Origin of the sequence: Streptomyces sp. NPDC058195 (assembly GCF_042883525.1) — a bacterium.
Taxonomy (GTDB): domain Bacteria; phylum Actinomycetota; class Actinomycetes; order Streptomycetales; family Streptomycetaceae; genus Streptomyces.
Genome location: NZ_JBHVVM010000010.1, coordinates 73,486 through 91,463, shown reverse-complemented (window position 1 = coordinate 91,463; position 17,978 = coordinate 73,486). Strand labels below are relative to the sequence as shown.

Here is a 17,978-nt window from a genome sequence, read left to right as displayed (position 1 = left end):
GCCGTCCGCGTTCAGCCCGCCAGCGCCGCCTTCATCATCTTCTGGGCGATCGGCGCGGCCAGGCCGTTGCCGCTGACCTCCGAGCGTGCCGCGCCCGAGTCCTCGACGACCACGGCGACCGCGACCTCCTGCCCGCTGGACTGGTCCTTCGCGTAGGAGGTGAACCAGGCGTAAGGGGTCTTGCTGTTGCCCACGCCGTTCTGCGCGGTACCCGTCTTGCCGCCGACCTCGGCCCCGGCGATCCGGGCGTTGGTGCCGGTGCCCTCCTCGACGACGGTCACCATGGCGCTGCGCAGCTGCTCGGCGGTGGACGCCGAGACGACCCGCTCGGTGTCCCCGTCCGGGAACTCCTGGAGCGTGTCGCCCTCGGCATCGGTCACCGAGGACACCATGTGCGGCGCGGCCAGCTCGCCGCCGTTGGCGAGGGCGGCCGGGACCATGGCCATCTGCAGCGGCGTCGCGGTCACCTCGAACTGGCCGATGCCGGTGAGCGCGGTCTGCGGCCGGTCCATGCCGGTCGGGTAGACGCTCGTGGACGCCCGTACCGGCACGTCCAGCTTCTCCGCGTTGAAGCCGAACTTCTCCGCCATCGTCCGGACCTTGTCCTGGCCGAGGTCGACGGCGGCCTTCGCGAAGACGTTGTTGCAGGAGTACCGGAGCGCGGTGCGCAGCGTCGCGTTCTCGCAGGGCGCCGAGGCGTTCTCGTTGCGCAGGACCGTGCTGGTGCCGGGCAGCGTGTACGGGTTGGGGCTGTCGGTGCGCTCGTCGACCGATCCGTACAGCCCGTCCTCCAGCGCGGCGGCGGCCACCACCAGCTTGAACGTGGAGCCGGGGGCCAGCGGCTGCCGCAGCGCCCGGTTGACCATCGGCTTGTCCGGATCGTTCAGCAGCTTCTTCCAGTCCGCGCCGTCCGCCGTCCCGCTGATCGTCGACGGGTCGTAGGAGGGCGTGGAGACCATGGCCAGGATCCGGCCGGTCCTCGGATCGATCGCGACCGCCGCGCCCTTGTCGTCGCCGAGCGCCTCGTACGCCGCCTTCTGCACGTCGGGGTCGATCGTCGTCAGGACGTTGCCCGGTGCCGCCTGTTCGCGGGTCAGCGCGCCCAGCGGGTTCTTCAGCCGGTCGTCGGTGCCGTCCAGCACATGGCTGTAGATCCCTTCGAGCTGGGTGGACCCGTACGCCTGCGAGCCGTAGCCGGTGACGGCGGCGTAGAGCTCGCCCTGGGTGTAGGTGCGTTTGTACGCGAGGTCGCTGCCCGTCGTCCTCTTCGATCCGGTGACCGGGCTTCCGGCCACGATGATGTCACCGAGCGGCTGCGCGTACTGCGCGATGGTGTTCCGCCGGTTGTGGTCGTTGTCCGCGAGCGCCTCTGCCTGGTAGGCCTGCAACCAGGTCGCCCGCAGCAGCAGGGCGAGGACCAGCAGCAGGCAGAAGACCGAGGTTCGTCTGATGGTTCTGTTCATCCCACCGGAAGGACGAGCGGGGCGTCGGGCACCGTTCCTGAATGAGGCGGTTCTCACCGGTTTCTCATGAGGCGCCGGACGGACGGGGACGGCGGAGGCCGCGGTGTACGGCCTCCGCTTTCCGTCAGCCGGGCAGGGTGAACAGCAGCTCGTCGGTCTCCTCGCCGCGGGCGTGCGCGAAGCCGCTGTCCGTGCCGGTGACGGTGAAGCCGCACTTCTCCAGGACCCGGCGCGAGCCGGTGTTGTCGGCCGCCGCCCGTGCGTGCAGCGGGCGTTCGGGTACGGCGTCGAGCAGGGCCGACAGCGCGGCCGTGGCGAGCCCGCGGCCCCAGCGTGCCCGGTCGATCCAGTAGGTGACCTGCCGGTCGCCGGGCGGCCCGTACACCCCGGCGTTGCCGGCCACCGTGCCGTCCTCGACCACCGTGCGCAGGACGATCGAGCGGTCGGCCAGGATGTGCCGCCAGTGGGCGTCGAACGCCTCCCGGTCGCCGGGGTCCGCACTGGTGAAGGCGGCCGTACGGGTCGATTCCGGGTCGGACATGAACGCGAAGAACAGCGGCAGGTCACCGTCCTGGACCTCGCGCAGGATGATCGGCATGGTGTCAGAGCCTCCGGGTGGCGAGGGCGAGGCGGTCGCGGGCGTCGAACAGCGCGTCCTTCACCATCTGCTCGTGCGCGGGAGTGAGCCGGGCGACCGGGACCGAGCAGCTGATCGCGTCCCGGGCGGGAGTGCGGTACGGGACGGCGACGCCGAAGCAGCGCAGACCGAGGGTGTTCTCCTCACGGTCCACCGCGTACCCCTGCTCGCGGACGGCGTGCAGCTCCTCGATGAGCTTCTCGCGGTCGGTGATGGTGTGCTCGGTCAGCGCGGGCAGCGTCTCGGGGAGCAGCTTGCGGACCTGCTCGTCGCTGTGGGTGGCCAGCAGCGCCTTGCCGAGCGAGGTCGAGTGGGCGGGCAGCCGCCGGCCGACGCGGGTGAACGGGCGCAGATAGTGCTGGGACTGGCGGGTCGCGAGGTACACCACGCTCGTTCCGTCGAGCCGGGCCAGGTGGATGGTCTCCGCCGTGTCGTCGGAGAGCCGGTCCAGGGTCGGCCGGGAGGCCGCGACCACCTCGTCACCGTCGATGTACGAGGTGCCGACCAGCAGGGCCCGTACGCCGATCCCGTACCGTGTGCCCGTCGCGTCGGTCTCCACCCAGCCCAGCTCCACCAGGGTGCGCAGCAGCATGTACAGGCTCGACTTCGGGTAGCCGACGGCCTCCTGCACGGTGGCGAGCGAGTGCATGCCGGGCCGCCCCGCGAAGTATTCGAGCAGTTCCACCGTCCGTACGGCGGACTTGACCTGTGCCCCACCGGATTCGGCAACCGACATCGCCCTGCACCCCTTCCAGCCCACTGGTGAAACCCTGAGACTTCTTGAACCGGGGACTTCTTGCCAACAGCGAGCGCCCGGAAATAGAGTCACATCACATTCACGATTCAGAACTCTGTTCAGAATACCGAACAATCTCTGATGTGTGGCAGTGAGCGGAAGGAACCACGGTGGCAGCAGCATCAGTCTGGAGCGTCGACCCCCGCACCGGGAACCCGCGGGAGCAGGTCGCGGTGGAGGCCACGGCGCAGGAGGTCGACCGCGCGGTCCGGGCCGCCCACGCGGTACGGGAATCGCTCGCCGACCGCACCCTGCGGGCCGCCTTCCTGCGCACCGCGGCCGACCTGCTCACCGAGGCCGGGGAGCACGTCATCGAGGCCGCCGACGCGGAGACCGCGCTCGGCCCGGCCCGGCTCACCGGCGAACTCGCGCGCACCGCCGCCCAGCTGAGGGCCTTCGCGGAGGTCGTCGACGAGGGCGCCTTCCTCGACATCCACATCGACCACGCGGACGCCGAGCGCACTCCGCCCTGGCCCGACCTGCGCCGTTACAAGATCCCGCTGGGCGTCGTCGCCGTCTACGCGGCCAGCAACTTCCCGCTCGCCTTCTCCGTGCCCGGCGGCGATACCGCGAGCGCGCTGGCGGCCGGCTGCCCGGTCGTCGTCAAGGCGCACCCGGACCACCCCGCCACCTCCGAGCTGTGCGCCTCCGTGCTGCGCCGGGCGGCCGCCCGCGTCGGCCTGCCCGAGGACGTGCTGGTCCTGGTGCACGGCTTCGAGGCCGGGGTCGAGCTGATCCGTCACCCGCTCGTCGCCGCGGCCGGGTTCACCGGCTCGGTACGCGGCGGCCGGGCGCTGTACGACGCGGCGGCGGCCCGCCCCCGCCCCATCCCCTTTCACGGCGAACTGGGCTCCCTCAACCCCGTCGTCGTCACCGAGGCGGCCGCCGCCGAGCGTGCCGAGGAGATCGGTGCCGGACTGGCGGGCTCGATGACCCTGGGCGCGGGCCAGTTCTGCACCAAGCCCGGCTTCGTCCTGGTCCCGGCGGGCGCGACCGGCGACCGGCTGCTGAAGACCCTGACCGACGCGGTCAGCGACACCGAGGCCGCGGTCCTGCTCGACCACCGGATGCGCGACGCCTTCGTGGCGGGCGTACGGACCCGGGCCGGACTCCCCGGCGTCGAGGCCCCGGTCACCCCCGGCGCGGGCGGCGAGCACACCGTCGCGCCCGGCTTCCTCACCGTGCCGGCCGGGCTGCTGGCCGCCGAGGGCCCGCACGACGAACTGCTGGAGGAGTGCTTCGGCCCGGTCGCCGTCGTCGCCCGCTACACCTCCGGGGACGAGATCGCCGCCGTGCTCTCCCGCCTCCCCGGCAACCTCACCGCCACGCTCCAGACCGCCACCGGCTCCGCCGACCCGGACGCCCCCGCGTTCCTCGCGGCCCTCACCCCGCTGGCCGGCCGGGTCCTCGTCAACGGCTGGCCCACCGGCGTCGCCGTCGCCCCCGCCCAGCACCACGGCGGCCCCTACCCGGCCTCCACCTCCACCTCCACCTCGGTCGGCGCCACGGCCATCGAGCGCTGGCTGCGCCCGGTCACGTACCAGACGACCCCCGAGGCCCTGCTCCCGCCGGAACTCCGTGAGGACAACCCCCTGGGCCTGCCCCGCCGGGTCGACGGGCGCCCGCGGTCGTGACACCCCCCTCGCCCGCCCGGACGCTGTCCGGCATCGAGGCCCTGCTCACCGCACCCCTCCCGGCCGCCGGTCCGACGGTCGCCGAGGGGGAGCCGGACACCGGCGAGTGGAGCGCGACGGCGGGCGAGGGCTTCCGGATCGTGCCCCTCTGGCGGAGCGCCGACCTGGTGGGTGTGTACGGGCCCGAGTGGGCGGCCGCCGAGGCCGCGGCCTCGGCCCGTCTCGCCGGGCTCGTCCAGGAGCTGGACCGCCGATGGGGCGCCCACCGCCCGGCGGGCATGCGGGTGCCGATCTTCCGGGACACGGCGGGCGAACCCCTGCCGCCGCTGTACCAGGCGCTCTGCGACGCGGACTGCCTGGGCGACCTGGCGGTGTGGGGTCCGGTCGACGGGCGGTGGATCGCGGTCTCCCTCAACCAGAGCGACGGCGACGCCCCGATGATCCTGGTGGCCGTGGTCGCGGACCGGCCGATCACCGAACTCGACGACGGGGAATGACGGCCTCCGGTCCTGTGTTGTGTCCGGGAGCGGAGGGTGGCTCCGTGCGGCCCGGTCCGCGATGGCGAGGAACACGGAGAGAAGAAGAGACATGCGCGTCGAGATCTGGAGCGACATCGCCTGCCCCTGGTGCTACATCGGGAAGGCCCGCTTCGAGAAGGGGCTGGCCGGGTTCGCCCACCGTGACGAGGTCGAGGTCGTCCACCGGTCCTTCGAGCTCGACCCCGGGCGGGCCAAGGGCGACACCGCGCAGGTGATCGACGTGCTGGCGGAGAAGTACGGCCGCACCCCGGAGGAGGCGCGGAGCATGGAGGCGAACGTCGCCGCCAACGCCCGCGCCGAAGGACTCGGCTACCTCACCGAGGGCCGCGACCACGGCAGCACCTTCGACATCCACCGGCTGCTCCACCTGGCCAAGGCCCGCGGCCGCCAGGACGAACTGCTGAACCTCGCCTACCGGGCGAACTTCGCCGAGGAGCGGTCCGTCTACGACGACGAGGTGCTCGTCGATCTCGCCGCCGAGGCCGGGCTCGACGCCGCCGAGGCCCGTGCCGTGCTCGCCGACCCGGAGGCGTACGCGGCCGAGGTGCGGGCCGACGAGCAGGAGGCGTCCGAGCTGGGCGCGAACGGGGTGCCGTTCTTCGTGCTCGGCCGGCGCTACGGCATCTCCGGCGGCCAGCCCGCCGAGGTCTTCGCCCAGGCGCTGGAGCAGGCGTGGAAGGACCGTCCGCTCACCGCGATCGGCGGGGACGCGGCGGCCTGCGACGCCGACGGCAGCTGCGAGGTCCCGCGCGCCTGAGCTCCTGAGGCGGGCGCCTTGGCGCCGTCACCCTGGGCGCGAGCCGTGTACGCGGTGCTGTCCCCTCAGCTTTACGCGATTGACCGGAGGTTGAGGGGACACCAGGCTGGGCGCATGGATACTGCCTCGCTCAGCGCCCTGGTGGACGACGAGTTCGCGCCGACGAAGACCTACCTCAACACCGCCTCCTGCGGGCTGCTGCCCCGGCGGACCCTGGCCGCCGTGACAGCACTCGCCCAGACGCTCGCCTCCGGCCGTGCGGACGGCTCCGGTGACTTCGCGGTGGTGGAAGCCGTCCGGGACCGCTTCGCCCGCCTCGCCGGGGTCGGCGCCGACCGGGTCGCGATCGGGGGCTCCGTCTCCGTACACGTCGGGCTGATCGCCGCCTCGCTGCCGCCGGGCGCCGAAGTCCTCGCGCCGCAGGGCGAGTTCAGCTCGGTCGTCGGCCCCCTCGCGATCCGTGAGGACCTCCGGATGCGCTACGTTCCGCTCGACCGGATAGCCGAATCGGTGGGGCCGGACACCGCGCTGGTCGCCCTCTCCTCCACGCAGTCGGCCGACGGCCGGATCGCCGGGCTGAAAGCGATACGCGCGGCCGCCGCCGACCACGGCGCCCGGACCCTGATCGACGCCACCCAGTCGGCCGGCTGGCTGCCGATGGACGCGGGGGAGTACGACTACACCGTCACCGGCGGCTTCAAGTTCCTGCTCTGCCCGCGCGGCACCTCCTTCCTCACCGTCACCGAGGCGGCGCAGCCAGCCCTGCCGCCGCTCTACGCCGGCATGGGCGCCGCCGTCGATCCCTGGAGCAGCGTCTACGGCCCGGTCGAACGGCTCTCCCCGACCGCGCGCCGCTTCGACGCCCCGCCCGCCTTCCTCGCCTACCACGGCGCCGAGCGGTCCCTCGCGCTGCTGGACGAGATCGGGGTGGAGACCGTCCACGCCCACGCCACCGGGCTCGCGGCCCGGCTGCGGGCGGGGCTGGCCCGGCTCGGACACGAGACGGTGCCCGGGGACTCGCCCATCGTGGCGGCGCCCGGCCTCGGCGACCGGGAACCGGAGCTCGCGCGGGCCGGGGTCGTGGCGTCGAACCGGGCGGGGAACCTGCGCGCGGCCTTCCACCTCTACAACACGGAGGCCGATGTGGACCGGGTCCTGAACGTCCTCGCGGGCTGAGGCCCCTACGGAGTCGCGTCCAGCGGCGTCCCGTTCCACTGCCACGACGTGACGCGCGGACGGCTGGGCAGTCCGGCGCGGCCGGTGGCCCAGCGCAGCACGGCCCACCGGTCCGCGTCCGCCGGGGCGTCCGGGAACAGCCGGGCCAGCGCCCGGTCGCACAGACCGGACGGCGGATTCCACGCGACACCCAGACCGGCGGCGAGGTCGTCCAGGTGCACCAGGGTCTCCACGACCCCCATCGCGGCGAAGCCCTCCGGGTCGGACACTCCGCTCGGGTGGTACGCGCGCAGCTCCGCCGGGGCCGTCCGCACCATCGCGGCGAGCAGTGCGCCGTTCGCCTCCAGCGTCCGCAGCAGTCCGTCCGGCCCGGCCGCCCGGTCCGCGAACACCGCGTTCTTCGGACCGCCCTCGCGGTCGGCGCTCCAGCGGTACGGGAGGTACGCGTCCCGCGGTGGCCGCCGCGGGCCGATCTGGGCCGCGTAGGAGAGGAGGTCGTCGGCCAGGTGCTCCGCGGTCTCCCAGCAGGTCCACTCCAAGGACCCGGCCGGGGTGTCCCAGCGGTCCGCCGGGGCGTCCCGGAGCGCCTCGACGGCCAGGCGCACCGCGTCGGTCACGTCGTCGGCCGTGACCGGCAGCCGGGTTCCGGTCAGGGCCGCGAGCTCGGCCGCGCCGAGCTCGACACAGAACTCGTTGCCCTCGGGGTCGGCGAGCGTCACCCAGCCCCGTCCGTTCGGCTTGCGGTGGTCGGCCACGAGCGTGGCCCCCAGCCCGAGGAGCCGTTCGACCTCCTCGTCCCTCGTCCGGTCCTTCGGCTGGATGTCCAGGTGGACGCGGTTCTTGACGCGCTTGGGCTCGGGCACGGTGATGAACAGCAGCGCGGCGCCAGGCGAACGCACGAGCGCCTCCGGGTCTCCGGGGGCGTCGTCGGCGGAGAGCGCCGTGCCGGTCACCCCGGCCCAGAATCCGGCCAGGGCGTAGGCGTCGGCACAGTCGATGGTGATGTGGCGTACGTATGAGGTCATGGACCTCACTGTGGCCGCCGACATATCGGCGGGTACAGCGAATTACGCCTGTGGGGACGGATCGCCTGACCGGCCTTCAGGCGTGGGTGCCGCTGGTGCTGGTGCTGGTGCTGGTGCTGGCGTGGGTGCTGGTGCGGGCGCAGGTATGGGTACGGGCACGGGAACGGGCGCGATCCTGCGCTGGCGTGGCATCAGCGGGGGCGGGACGGGCCTGCGGCTGCGGCGCTCGGGGAGGAACAGGGCCAGGATGCCGGCGGCGGTCATCCCGATCAGCCCGGCGAGGATCCCCAGCCGCGGCACCAGCGGCGACGTCTCCGGCAGGAGGAACACCACGGCATCGAGGCTGAACGACGCCGCCGCCACCATGGCGAGCGTGGACGCGACCCGGTTGAGCCGGGTGTCGAGCGCCTCGGTGCGCTGCGCGGCGGCGGCCAGCAGCGAGTTGCCGACGTAGCCGAGCAGCTTGTCCGTGCGCTCCTGGGTGTTGTCCAGGCCGATGGACTCACGGGCCGCCAGGTAGGTGGCCCGTGGGCCCTGGGTGGACTCTATGCGGTACCCGTCGAGGTGGTGGTAGTCGGACCAGACCCCGTCGAGGAAGCGCCGGAACGCGTGCACATCGGTCGTGGGTGACTCGGCCTTCGCCAGGTCGACCAGAATCCGCTTGCCGCCCAGCAGGGCGCCGACCAGCAGGGACTGCTGTGCGGTCGCGATGTCGGTCGGCTCCGTCATCGTCCGCAGCTCGGGCAGCGGCGTCGCCGGGTCGCGGTCCCAGGCGTAGGTGTACGGCAGCAGGATCCGGCAGTGCGGCCCCGGGCTGAACTCCGGCAGCCGGGGGTCGGGCGTCCACGGCGGGTCCTCGGTGACGAAGTGGCAGTTGTACCGGGCGGACTGGCGGTCCACCGGCGCGGCCACCCCGCTGCCCGCCAGGTCCGGCCGCAGCGAGAGCCCCTGCACCATCCCGCAGGCCGCCGCGGCCGTCAGCAGCGCGCTGAGGACGGGGCCGTCCGCCTCGCGGAGCAGGTTGTTCACCCGCGCGTCCACCGCGTCGAGCTCGGCGAGCGGCAGCAGCCGCAGATCGGCCTCGTGGCGCAGCGCGTACGTCACCAGGATGCTGCCCGCGCTGAGGATCCGGGCGTGGCAGCTGACGATCTCCGTGCCGGGCAGGCTGATCACCCTGGTGATGATCTCCTTCAGGTCCAGCTCGATCGTGTGGTCCGGGTTGTACACGAGGGTGCCGAGCTCGCCCGCGACCGGACGTAACACGCCGTGCCCCGGCACCTGGAAGGAGCTGATCGCCAGGGGCGGGGAATTGTGGTGCACCGGGTACGCCCTGCTCTGCAGGTGCAGCACCTGTCTCAACGCGTCGCTCCGGTTCGCCCCGGAACGCCCTGCCCGGGGACACCGCGCGCGGAGGCGTGCCAGGACACCGCCACGTACTCGGGGATCAGGTCGGACTCGGGTACGTCGATCCGGCCGAGGTACCGCTGCTGGAGGTCCTCCGGGCCGCAGTCCTCGATCTCGTCGCCGAGCAGCTCCGTCAGGCCGTGGTGGGTCAGGTACGAGGCGTCCTCCGGCACCGAACGGCTGCGGAACCACTGCCGCTGGTCGGCGAGGACCTGGCTCCCGGCGGCCGCGGCGGGCCAGTAGCTGACCGCCGTGACCGCACACGAGCCGAACTCGGCCCCGAGGCTCACGACCGCGCGTGCCTCGTCCGGCGGCAGGTAGAAGACCAGGCCTTCGGCCACGTAGGCCACCGGGCGTCCGTCGGCCACCTTGCGTACCAGGGAGGCCAGCTCCTCGCGGGAGGCCGCGCCGGCGAGGTCGGCCGCGTGGTGGTGGACGTCCCGCTCGGGCAGGGCCCCGGACGCCACCAGCTCCGCCGTGCGGGCCTGCTTGGCCGCGATCATGTCCGGCAGGTCCACCTCGATGGCGGTCCGGAACGGCAGCAGCCAGGGGTACGACGAGAATCCGGCCCCGCACACCACGAGCACCGTGTCCGGGTCCTTCTCCAGCGCACGGGCCAGGGTGTCCGCGATGTATCTCCCGCGCAGGGAGACGACCAGGTCGTCGTGGGGGTAGACGGTGCCGGCGAACTCGTCCCACAGTTCACGCACCGCGGGCCGGTCGCTCTGAGGGATCCAGGCGGCTGCCAGTGGGTCCTCCGAGAGACCGGGCATCCTGGCACGCGACTCGTTGACGAGATAGGCGGTCAGTTCTACTCCACAACGCATAGGCGGGTCTCCCGTTGGTCCGTGGTGTGCAGGGCCCGGTCACCGCCCCGGCCCCGGGCTTCCGGGGTGCCAAGGCTCGTGATCAGGCCCCACATAGTACGCACCGGCGCTCGGCGCCCGCCAGCGCCCGGGGGCTCAACGACCCGCCCGGAGCAGGCACTTCACGGGATCCCGTCGCAGGTCACGCGCTCGGCCAGGCCTCCGCGACGGCCTTGCGGGCGGCTTCGAGGTCGACCGGCCGGCCGGTGTCGGCCAGCGCCGAGCCCAGGGCCGCGAGCGAGGAGAGCACCGCGCCGCGCGTCGCGTCCACGCCGTAGTGATTGACCCGGATCATCTCCTTGGACAGCGCGCCACCGCCCGCGATCAGCGGCAGCGACGGGTCGGCCGCCAGCGCACGGGCGACCAGCCCGGCGGCGTCCACCCCCTCGGGGGTACGCAGCGTCGTGGCGACCGGCGCCGCCTCCTCGGCCCGGTGCACGTACGGGGAGAGGCCGCCGCCGAGCGCCACCGCGCCCGCACGCGTCGCCGCGGCGGCCGCGGCGTGACGGGCCATCACCGCGTCCAGGCCCTCGGCCTCGATCCGCTCCACGCACGCCTCCAGCGCGAGCATCTCCAGCTGGGCGGGGGCGTGCAGCAGCGCCTTGCGGCCACCGTCGATCCACCGCTCCTTCCAGTCCAGCAGCGAGAGGTAGGAGCGGCGGGGCGCCTGCGGGTTGGCGGCGATCCGCTCCCAGGCCCGCTCGCTCACCGACACCGCCGACACCCCGGCCGGGCCGCCCATCGCCTTCTGCGCGCCGATCACACAGAGGTCGACGCCCCAGGCGTCCGGCAGCAGCGGCTCGGCACCCACCGAGGCGACCGCGTCCAGCATGAACAGCGCCCCGTGCGCGCGGACCACCTCGCCGATCCCGGCGACCGGGTTGGTGTTGCCGGTCGCCGCCTCCGCGTGGACCAGCGAGACGAAGTCGATCTCCGGGTGCCCGGCGAGCGCCTGGGCGACCTGTTCGGCCGTGACGGCCGTGTGGAAGGGCACCGCGAGGTCGATCACCTCGGCGCCGCAGTCCCGCAGCCAGTTCCCGAAGGTCTGCCCGTACGGACCGGTCACCACGTTGAGCGCGGTCGTACCGGGCCGGGCGCCGCCCCGGATGCAGCCTTCGAGCGGGAGCAGCGCCTCGCCCTGCATGATGACGACGTCCTGCCCGGTGGCGAGGAGGCCGGCCACCCGCTGCTCGATGGCCGCGAAGCGCGCGGCGGTGAGCGGGGCGAGGTCGAGGAAGGGGTGGGTCACGGTGGTGCTCTCTTCGGGTCGGATCGGTTCGGCGCGCGGGGGCGCGTACGGACGGTGCTGTCGTCGAAGCGTACCGAGAGCCCCCGGCGCCGCCTCGTACAGTGCTGCCCATGAGTGATCACAAGGCTTCGCAGGTGCTGCATGTGAAGGGGCGGGTGCTCGTCGGCCCCGAGGACGCCCGGGACGAGCTCTGGGTGGTGAGCGGCCGGATCACGTACGACCGGCCGGCCGGGGCAGGGGAGGCGGTGACCGTCACCGGCTGGGCGCTGCCGGGCCTGGTGGACGCTCACTGCCACGTCGGGCTCGACCTCCACGGAGCCGTGGACGCGGCCACCAGTGAGCGCCAGGCCCTCGCCGACCGGGAGGCGGGCGCGCTGCTGCTGCGGGACGCGGGCTCACCGGCCGACACCCGGTGGATCGACGACCGCGAGGACCTGCCGAAGATCATCCGGGCCGGGCGGCACATCGCCAGGCCCCGCAGGTACACCCGGAACTACGCCCACGAGATCGAGCCGGAGGAACTCGTCGCGTACGTCGCCCAGGAGGCGCGCCGCGGCGACGGCTGGGTGAAGCTGGTCGGCGACTGGATCGACCGTGGCGTCGGCGACCTGACGGCCTGCTGGCCGCGTGACGTGGTCGGGGCGGCCATCGCCGAGGCCCACCGGCTGGGTGCCCGGGTTACCGCGCACTGCTTCGCCGAGGACTCGCTGCGCGACCTGGTCGAGGCCGGGATCGACTGCGTGGAGCACGCCACCGGACTTACCGAGGACACCATTCCGCTCTTTGCCGAGCGCGGCGTCGCGATCGTCCCCACCCTGGTCAACATCGCCACGTTCCCCGCGCTCGCGGAGGGCGGCGAGGCCAAGTTCCCCCGGTGGTCGGCCCATATGCGGCGGCTGCACGAGCGGCGCTACGACACAGTCCGCGCCGCGTACGACGCGGGCATCCCGGTCTTCACCGGGACCGACGCGGGGGGTGCGCTCGGCCACGGGCTGGTGGCGAACGAGGTCGCCGAGCTGGTGAAGGCGGGCATCCCGGCCCTGGACGCGCTCTCCGCGACGACCTGGGGAGCCCGGCGGTGGCTGGGACGGCCGGGGCTCGACGAGGGCGCCCCGGCGGACCTGGTGGTGTACGACGAGGACCCGCGGGCGGACGTACGGGCCCTCGCCGCGCCGCGCCGGGTGGTGCTGAACGGGCGGGCGGTCGGCTGACGGGCCGACCGCCCCTGAGGTGCGCCGGGTTGACCGGCAGTGACCGGAGCGCTCCCGTCGTCGTTGGAGCACTCTTGCGCGTGCCCCGGCGCGACCAGTGGCCGCGCCGTCCGCGCTCGGCGGATCGGGTGAGCCGGAGGAACGCGCGTACCGAGATAATCGAATACAGGCGCGGAAACCCCCCTTTGGGGTGAACTCACGTCAGGTATCCACGAGTTCACCCTCTGTGCGTAAAGCTTTCGGGGTCGAGGCCACCGGAGCTCTCGATGTCCCCCATTGGAGGGCACCGGTGGCTCCATGTCTCATGTGGGGGTTCCACCACCTTGAACAGCAACACCTTCCGACTCGCCGCCCTGGCGGTCGCCGTCGCACCCGTCGCCCTGCTGGCCGCCGTTCCGGCCCAGGCGGCGCCCGCGGCCACCACGACCACCGGCGGCGGGAAGGCGAGTGCGGCCGTGCTCCGCGCCTCGCTCGACGTCTCGCTCCTGAACAAGACGGTCGAGGTACCGCTCAGGACCTCGCTCAACGCGGTACAGGCCCCCGCCGACGCGGACAGCACCGCGCTGCGCGTCCGGGTCGACGGGGTGGACGGCGGAAAGCCGGTCAGCCTGCTCGCCGCCGACGTGGCCACCGCGAAGGCCCGCGCCGACCGGCAGCGCGCCGAGGGCTACAGCAATGTGCTCAAGGCCCGGGTCCACCTTCCCGGGCTCCCGGTGCTCCCGCTGATCGAGGTGGAGAAGGTCACGTCCAGGGCGGTCTGCGAGGCGGGCCGCAAGCCGGTCGCGGAGTCCAACGTCCTGGGCCACGTATCGGTCCTCGGCAAGCGGATCGACCTGACCGCGGGCGGTACCACGCGGGTCGCCGTCCCGGGCGTCGGTGAGGTGAGCCTGGACCTCTCCAAGACGCACACCACCTCGCGCACCGCGGCGGCGACCGCGCTGCGGCTGAAGGTCTCCGTCAACCCGCTCAACCTGAACGTGGCCGATGTGCAGGGCGAGGTCACGCTGGTGGAGGCCACCTGCGAGACGCCGGTGGCGGGCGGCGGGAACAACGGTGGTACGAGCACCGGCGGTTCCACCACCGGCGGCTCGAACAGCGGCGGCTCGAACAGCGGCGGCTCCGGCAACAGCGGCGGCTCCGGCAACGGGGGCGGCGACAACGGCGGCTCCGCCAACGGAGGTTCCACCCAGGGCGGCTCCACCAGCGGAAGCGGCACCGCCGGTTCGACCGGCGGCCACAACGGCTCCGGCGGCAACGGCACCGGCGGCGACGGGGTGAAGCCGCAGACCGGCACCGGCCACGCCCCCGACGCCGACTCCAGCCTCGCCGAGACCGGAAGCTCCTCCTCCACCCCGTACCTCGCGGGCGGCGCGGCCGTGCTGCTGGCCGCTGGCGGCGGGGCGGTGATGCTCACCAGGCGCCGCGCCCGCGCCCGCGGCTGACCCGGTGCCGGCGCGGCGGCGGTCCCTCAGCCCGCCGCCGCGTCCGGCCTTGGCAACGCCCGGCCGAACGCCGCGAGAAAGCGCTCGGTCGTGGCCCGGTCGCGCACGGCCAGCCGCAGCCACTCGGGGCCGAGTCCGGGAAAGGTATCGCCGCGCCGCGCCGCGAAGCCCAGCGCCCGCAACCGCTCCCGCACTTCGGCCGCCCGCTCCAGCCGCACCAGGACGAACGGCGCCTCGGCCGGTTCCACCACCCGCACCCCGCCGAACCCCCGCAGCCCCGCCACCAGACGGGCCCGGTCCACCGCGATCCGCTCCGCCGCCCCGGCCGCCTCCGCCAGGGCCCGCGGCTCCATGCACGCCTCGGCGGCCGTCAGCGCCGGGGCCGACACCGGCCACAGCGGCTGCGCCGCCTCCAGCGTGCGGACGGTCCCCGGCCCGGCCAGCACGTAACCGATCCGCAGCCCGGCGAGCCCCCAGGTCTTGGTGAGGCTCCGCAGCACCACCAGCCCCGGGAGGTCCGTGCGCCCGCACAGCGACTCCCGCTCGCCCGGCACCGCGTCCATGAACGCCTCGTCGACCACCAGGAACCGGCCGGGCCGCGCCAGCCGTTCCAGCACAGCCGCCGGATGCAGCACCGAGGTGGGGTTGGTTGGATTGCCGACCACCACCAGATCCGCCTCCTCGGGCACCGCCGCGGGGTCCAGCCGGAAACCGTCCCCGGCCCGCAGCAGCACCCGCTCCACCTGGTGCCCGGCCGCGCGCAGCGCCGCCTCCGGCTCGGTGAACTGCGGATGGACCACCACCGGGCGGCGTACCGGCAGCGCCCGCGCGAGCAGGACGAACGCCTCCGCCGCCCCCGAGGTCAGCAGCACCCGCTCCACCGGCAGCCCGTGCCGGGACGCCACCGCCGCCCGCGCCGCACGGCCGTCCGGGTAGGCGGCCAGCGAGGTCAGCGAGGCGGCGATCCGCTCCCGCAGCCAGTCCGGGGGAGTACCCGCCCGTACGTTCACGGCGAGATCGGTCAGATCCCCGCCCCGCACCTCCGCGTCCCCGTGGTGCCGCAGGTCGTGCGGATCCGCGCCGGTGCCGTACGGGGCGCGGCGGACCACCGCGCAGGTCGCCATCGGTACCCGGCCCCGGGGCGCCGACTTCCGCTTCGGCACCAGCAGCTCGCCCCCCGCCGCGAGCGCGGCGGCCTCCGCGACCGAGGGCGTCCCGACGGCGGCGCACGGCGCGCCGGACGGGCTGGGCACCTCGACCCGGGCCAGCTCCCCGGCCGGATACGTACGCAACGGCACCCCGAGTGCCACCGCGGCGGCGACGATGCCCGGCTCGTCCGCCTTGGCGTCCACGGTCACCAGCTCCGCGACGCTCAGCGGCGAGAGCCCGGCCTCCCGCAGAGCGTCCCGGACCAGTCCGATGATCTCCTCGGCGGGGGCGCCGCGGGACGCGCCGACCCCTACGGCGAGTGACACGGACGGCAACACCGCGGCGGCGTCGACGGTTTCGGACATGGAACGGGTCCTTACGTGGTGGGCGGGTCCGGAGAGCGGAGGCGTCAGGCGGCGCTGAGATGCGCGGACCGGGGACGATCGGCTAGCAAGAGCCCATGGCGGTGTTCGTCGCGCTCGGCGCGTTCCTGATGACCCTGGTGGGCGGCTGGGTCGCCCAGCGCGTCACCGACCGCCGCCATCTGGTGCTCGGCTTCGCCGGCGGGCTGATGCTCGGCGTGGTCGGCCTGGACCTCCTGCCGGAGGCGATCGAGACCGCGGGCGGGCCCGTCTTCGGCGTCCCGGCCGCCCTGCTGCTGTTCGTCGCGGGCTTCCTCTTCGCCCACCTCGTGGAGCGGCTGCTCGCGGTACGCCAGGCGGCGCACGGCGCGGGCGGGCAACGGGTGCCGCAGGTCGGGCTCACGGCGGCGGCCGCCATGGTCGGCCACAGCCTGATGGACGGCGTCGCGCTCGGCGCCGCCTTCCAGGTCGGCCCCGGCATGGGCGCCACCGTGGCACTCGCCGTCATCACCCACGACTTCGCCGACGGCTTCAACACCTACACGATCACCAGCCTGTACGGGAACGCCCGCCGCAAGGCCCTGCTCATGCTGTTCGCGGACGCCCTGGCTCCGCTGGCCGGCGCCGCGACCACCCTGCTGTTCACCCTTCCGGCGGAACTCCTCGGCTGCTATCTCGGCTTCTTCGGCGGCGCCCTGCTCTACCTGGCCGCCGCCGAGATCCTTCCCGAGGCGCACCACGAGCACCCGGCCCGCTCCACGCTGCTGTGCACCGTGGCCGGGGTCGGCTTCATCTGGCTCGTGGTGGGCATCGCGGACTGAGCGCCCTCCCGGCACCGCGTCCCCGGTGGTCATCGCGCGCACCGCTCGACGAAGCGGCGGGCCATCCCGGGCGCCGAGGCCCAGTGCGTGTGCAGATAGCTGGCGTGCACCCCGCCCCGTACGAAGCCCTCGACGCGCCGTTCGGGCAGGTGCATGCCCCACGCCGGTTCGGCCCCGGCCCCCGGCTCCAGCACGGTCCGGTGGAACTCGTGGCCGCGTACCCGGGTGCCGGGTGCCGCCAGCACGCTGTCCGAGACCGCCACCGCCTCCCGGTAGCCCAGGGTCAGCCGCTTCGACATCCGGGCCCTGGCGTCGAGGACCCCGCACATTGGCAGCCCGTCCAGCGACCGCGCCAGGTACAGCAGCCCCGCGCACTCGGCCGACACCGGCGTCCCGGAGCCCGCGAGCGCCGCGACGGCCTCCCGCAGCGCCGCGTTGGCGGACAGCTCGGCGGCGTACACCTCGGGGAAGCCCCCGCCGATGACCAGGCCCCGCGTCCCCTCGGGCAGCTTCTCGTCCCGCAGCGGGTCGAACGGCACGACCTCGGCCCCGGCGGCGGTCAGCAGCTCGGTGTTCTCCGCGTACGAGAAGGTGAACGCGGCTCCCGACGCCACCGCGACGACCGGGGCCGCCCCGCCCCGCCCGCCGACGACCGGGGCCGCCCCGCCCCGCCCGCCGACGACCGGCCCGCCGCAGCCGCCGACCGCCTCCGCCGCGTCCCACGCCCCGTCCGGCAGCGCGGGAGCGGACCGGGCCAGCGCCAGCAGCGCGTCCAGGTCGCACCCCGCCACCACCTGCTCCCGCATCGCCTCGACCGCGCCCACCGCGTCGCCGCGCCGCTCGGCCACCGGCACCAGACCCAGGTGCCGTGACGGCACCGCCGCCTGCTCGGCCCGTCGCAGCACCCCCAGCACCGGCAGCCCCGACTCCTCCAGCGCGTCCCGCAGCAGCTCCTCGTGGCGCTGCGAGCCGACCTTGTTCAGGATCACCCCGCCGATCCGCACCTGCGGATCCCACGAGGCGAAGCCGTGCGCCAGCGCGGCCACCGACCGCGACTGGGAGGAGGCGTCGACGACCAGCACCACGGGCGCCCGCAGCAGCTTCGACACCTGGGCGGTCGACGCCAGCTCCCCCTGCCCCGACGCCCCGTCGTACAGCCCCATCACCCCCTCGACCACCGCCAGGTCGCACCCGGCCGCCCCGTGCGCGAACAGCGGGGCGACCGCACCGGGGCCGCACATGTACGCGTCGAGGTTGCGCCCCGGCCGCCCCGTGGCCAGCGTGTGGTAGCCGGGGTCGATGTAGTCGGGGCCGACCTTGTGCGGGGACACGGCCAGGCCGCGCCGCGCGAAGGCGGCCATCAGACCCGTCGCGACGGTGGTCTTGCCGCTGCCCGAGGAGGGCGCGGCGATCACCAGACGTGGAACCGTCACCGGGCCGCCCCCGT

16 protein-coding genes are annotated in these 17,978 nt (G+C 74.1%); 7 read left to right on the top strand and 9 right to left on the bottom strand.

Annotation, left to right across the window (positions count from 1 at the left end; genetic code table 11):
- Positions 1-11 precede the first annotated feature (11 nt).
- The 3 genes from ACFVWY_RS15160 to ACFVWY_RS15150 form a co-directional block, all read right to left on the bottom strand.
- On the bottom strand, positions 12-1,463 hold the full coding sequence (locus ACFVWY_RS15160; RefSeq protein ID WP_389871689.1) for a peptidoglycan D,D-transpeptidase FtsI family protein: 1,452 nt from the start codon (positions 1,461-1,463) through the stop codon (positions 12-14).
- Positions 1,464-1,587: 124 nt separating this feature from the next.
- Positions 1,588-2,061, bottom strand: coding sequence for a GNAT family N-acetyltransferase (locus ACFVWY_RS15155; protein WP_389871686.1), 474 nt, complete (start codon positions 2,059-2,061; stop codon positions 1,588-1,590).
- A gap of 4 nt (positions 2,062-2,065) precedes the next feature.
- Complete coding sequence (locus tag ACFVWY_RS15150) at positions 2,066-2,836, bottom strand: IclR family transcriptional regulator (RefSeq protein WP_389871683.1); 771 nt, start codon at positions 2,834-2,836, stop codon at positions 2,066-2,068.
- Positions 2,837-3,006: 170 nt separating this feature from the next.
- Here ACFVWY_RS15150 and ACFVWY_RS15145 point away from each other — a divergent pair, with 170 nt between their 5' ends.
- From ACFVWY_RS15145 to ACFVWY_RS15130, 4 genes are all read left to right on the top strand, one after another.
- Positions 3,007-4,530, top strand: a complete 1,524-nt coding sequence (locus tag ACFVWY_RS15145; RefSeq protein WP_389871680.1) for an aldehyde dehydrogenase (NADP(+)) — start codon at positions 3,007-3,009, stop codon at positions 4,528-4,530.
- Positions 4,527-5,027, top strand: a complete 501-nt coding sequence (locus ACFVWY_RS15140) for a hypothetical protein (protein WP_389871677.1) — start codon at positions 4,527-4,529, stop codon at positions 5,025-5,027. The genes ACFVWY_RS15145 and ACFVWY_RS15140 overlap by 4 nt, the downstream gene beginning before the upstream one ends.
- A gap of 91 nt (positions 5,028-5,118) precedes the next feature.
- Positions 5,119-5,826: a DsbA family oxidoreductase gene (locus tag ACFVWY_RS15135; protein ID WP_389871674.1), complete on the top strand. Its 708-nt coding sequence runs from the start codon at positions 5,119-5,121 to the stop codon at positions 5,824-5,826.
- Positions 5,827-5,940: 114 nt separating this feature from the next.
- Positions 5,941-7,002, top strand: coding sequence for an aminotransferase class V-fold PLP-dependent enzyme (locus tag ACFVWY_RS15130; RefSeq protein WP_389871671.1), 1,062 nt, complete (start codon positions 5,941-5,943; stop codon positions 7,000-7,002).
- Positions 7,003-7,007: 5 nt separating this feature from the next.
- Here the strand turns inward: ACFVWY_RS15130 and ACFVWY_RS15125 are convergent, their stop codons facing one another.
- The 4 genes from ACFVWY_RS15125 to ACFVWY_RS15110 form a co-directional block, all read right to left on the bottom strand.
- Positions 7,008-8,027, bottom strand: a complete 1,020-nt coding sequence (locus ACFVWY_RS15125) for a VOC family protein (protein ID WP_389871669.1) — start codon at positions 8,025-8,027, stop codon at positions 7,008-7,010.
- A gap of 42 nt (positions 8,028-8,069) precedes the next feature.
- Complete coding sequence (locus tag ACFVWY_RS15120) at positions 8,070-9,386, bottom strand: hypothetical protein (RefSeq protein ID WP_389871666.1); 1,317 nt, start codon at positions 9,384-9,386, stop codon at positions 8,070-8,072.
- Entirely contained in the window at positions 9,383-10,258 is an 876-nt protein-coding gene (locus tag ACFVWY_RS15115) for a class I SAM-dependent methyltransferase (RefSeq protein ID WP_389871663.1), read from the bottom strand. Before ACFVWY_RS15115 ends, ACFVWY_RS15120 begins: the two co-directional genes overlap by 4 nt.
- 181 nt (positions 10,259-10,439) lie before the next feature.
- On the bottom strand, positions 10,440-11,546 hold the full coding sequence (locus tag ACFVWY_RS15110; protein ID WP_389871660.1) for a pyridoxal-phosphate-dependent aminotransferase family protein: 1,107 nt from the start codon (positions 11,544-11,546) through the stop codon (positions 10,440-10,442).
- Between the two features lie 110 nt (positions 11,547-11,656).
- Between ACFVWY_RS15110 and ACFVWY_RS15105 the strand changes: the two genes are divergently transcribed.
- Together ACFVWY_RS15105 and ACFVWY_RS15100 are read left to right on the top strand one after the other, a co-directional pair.
- A complete protein-coding gene (locus ACFVWY_RS15105; RefSeq protein ID WP_389871657.1) occupies positions 11,657-12,757 on the top strand; it encodes an amidohydrolase family protein in 1,101 nt (366 codons plus the stop codon).
- A 323-nt stretch (positions 12,758-13,080) separates the two neighbouring features.
- On the top strand, positions 13,081-14,199 hold the full coding sequence (locus ACFVWY_RS15100; RefSeq protein WP_389871655.1) for an SCO1860 family LAETG-anchored protein: 1,119 nt from the start codon (positions 13,081-13,083) through the stop codon (positions 14,197-14,199).
- A 26-nt stretch (positions 14,200-14,225) separates the two neighbouring features.
- On the opposite strand, the gene cobC is transcribed toward ACFVWY_RS15100, so the two are convergent.
- Positions 14,226-15,713, bottom strand: coding sequence for an Rv2231c family pyridoxal phosphate-dependent protein CobC (gene cobC, locus ACFVWY_RS15095; protein WP_389871652.1), 1,488 nt, complete (start codon positions 15,711-15,713; stop codon positions 14,226-14,228).
- A 95-nt stretch (positions 15,714-15,808) separates the two neighbouring features.
- Between cobC and ACFVWY_RS15090 the strand changes: the two genes are divergently transcribed.
- The gene (locus tag ACFVWY_RS15090) at positions 15,809-16,531 is read left to right on the top strand and encodes a ZIP family metal transporter (RefSeq protein ID WP_389871649.1); all 723 of its coding nucleotides are present in this window, start codon (positions 15,809-15,811) and stop codon (positions 16,529-16,531) included.
- Between the two features lie 29 nt (positions 16,532-16,560).
- Here the strand turns inward: ACFVWY_RS15090 and ACFVWY_RS15085 are convergent, their stop codons facing one another.
- Positions 16,561-17,964 (bottom strand): cobyrinate a,c-diamide synthase, encoded by a 1,404-nt coding sequence (locus ACFVWY_RS15085; protein WP_389871646.1) that lies wholly within the window; start codon positions 17,962-17,964, stop codon positions 16,561-16,563.
- Positions 17,965-17,978: the final 14 nt, after the last annotated feature.

Coding starts and splice junctions, on each gene's coding strand:
- ACFVWY_RS15160 (WP_389871689.1), bottom strand. CDS start 1,463: ATGAACAGAACCATCAGACGAACCTCGGTCTTCTGCCTGCTGCTGGTC.
- ACFVWY_RS15155 (WP_389871686.1), bottom strand. CDS start 2,061: ATGCCGATCATCCTGCGCGAGGTCCAGGACGGTGACCTGCCGCTGTTC.
- ACFVWY_RS15150 (WP_389871683.1), bottom strand. CDS start 2,836: ATGTCGGTTGCCGAATCCGGTGGGGCACAGGTCAAGTCCGCCGTACGG.
- ACFVWY_RS15135 (WP_389871674.1), top strand. CDS start 5,119: ATGCGCGTCGAGATCTGGAGCGACATCGCCTGCCCCTGGTGCTACATC.
- ACFVWY_RS15130 (WP_389871671.1), top strand. CDS start 5,941: ATGGATACTGCCTCGCTCAGCGCCCTGGTGGACGACGAGTTCGCGCCG.
- ACFVWY_RS15125 (WP_389871669.1), bottom strand. CDS start 8,027: ATGACCTCATACGTACGCCACATCACCATCGACTGTGCCGACGCCTAC.
- ACFVWY_RS15115 (WP_389871663.1), bottom strand. CDS start 10,258: ATGCGTTGTGGAGTAGAACTGACCGCCTATCTCGTCAACGAGTCGCGT.
- ACFVWY_RS15105 (WP_389871657.1), top strand. CDS start 11,657: ATGAGTGATCACAAGGCTTCGCAGGTGCTGCATGTGAAGGGGCGGGTG.
- cobC (WP_389871652.1), bottom strand. CDS start 15,713: ATGTCCGAAACCGTCGACGCCGCCGCGGTGTTGCCGTCCGTGTCACTC.
- ACFVWY_RS15090 (WP_389871649.1), top strand. CDS start 15,809: ATGGCGGTGTTCGTCGCGCTCGGCGCGTTCCTGATGACCCTGGTGGGC.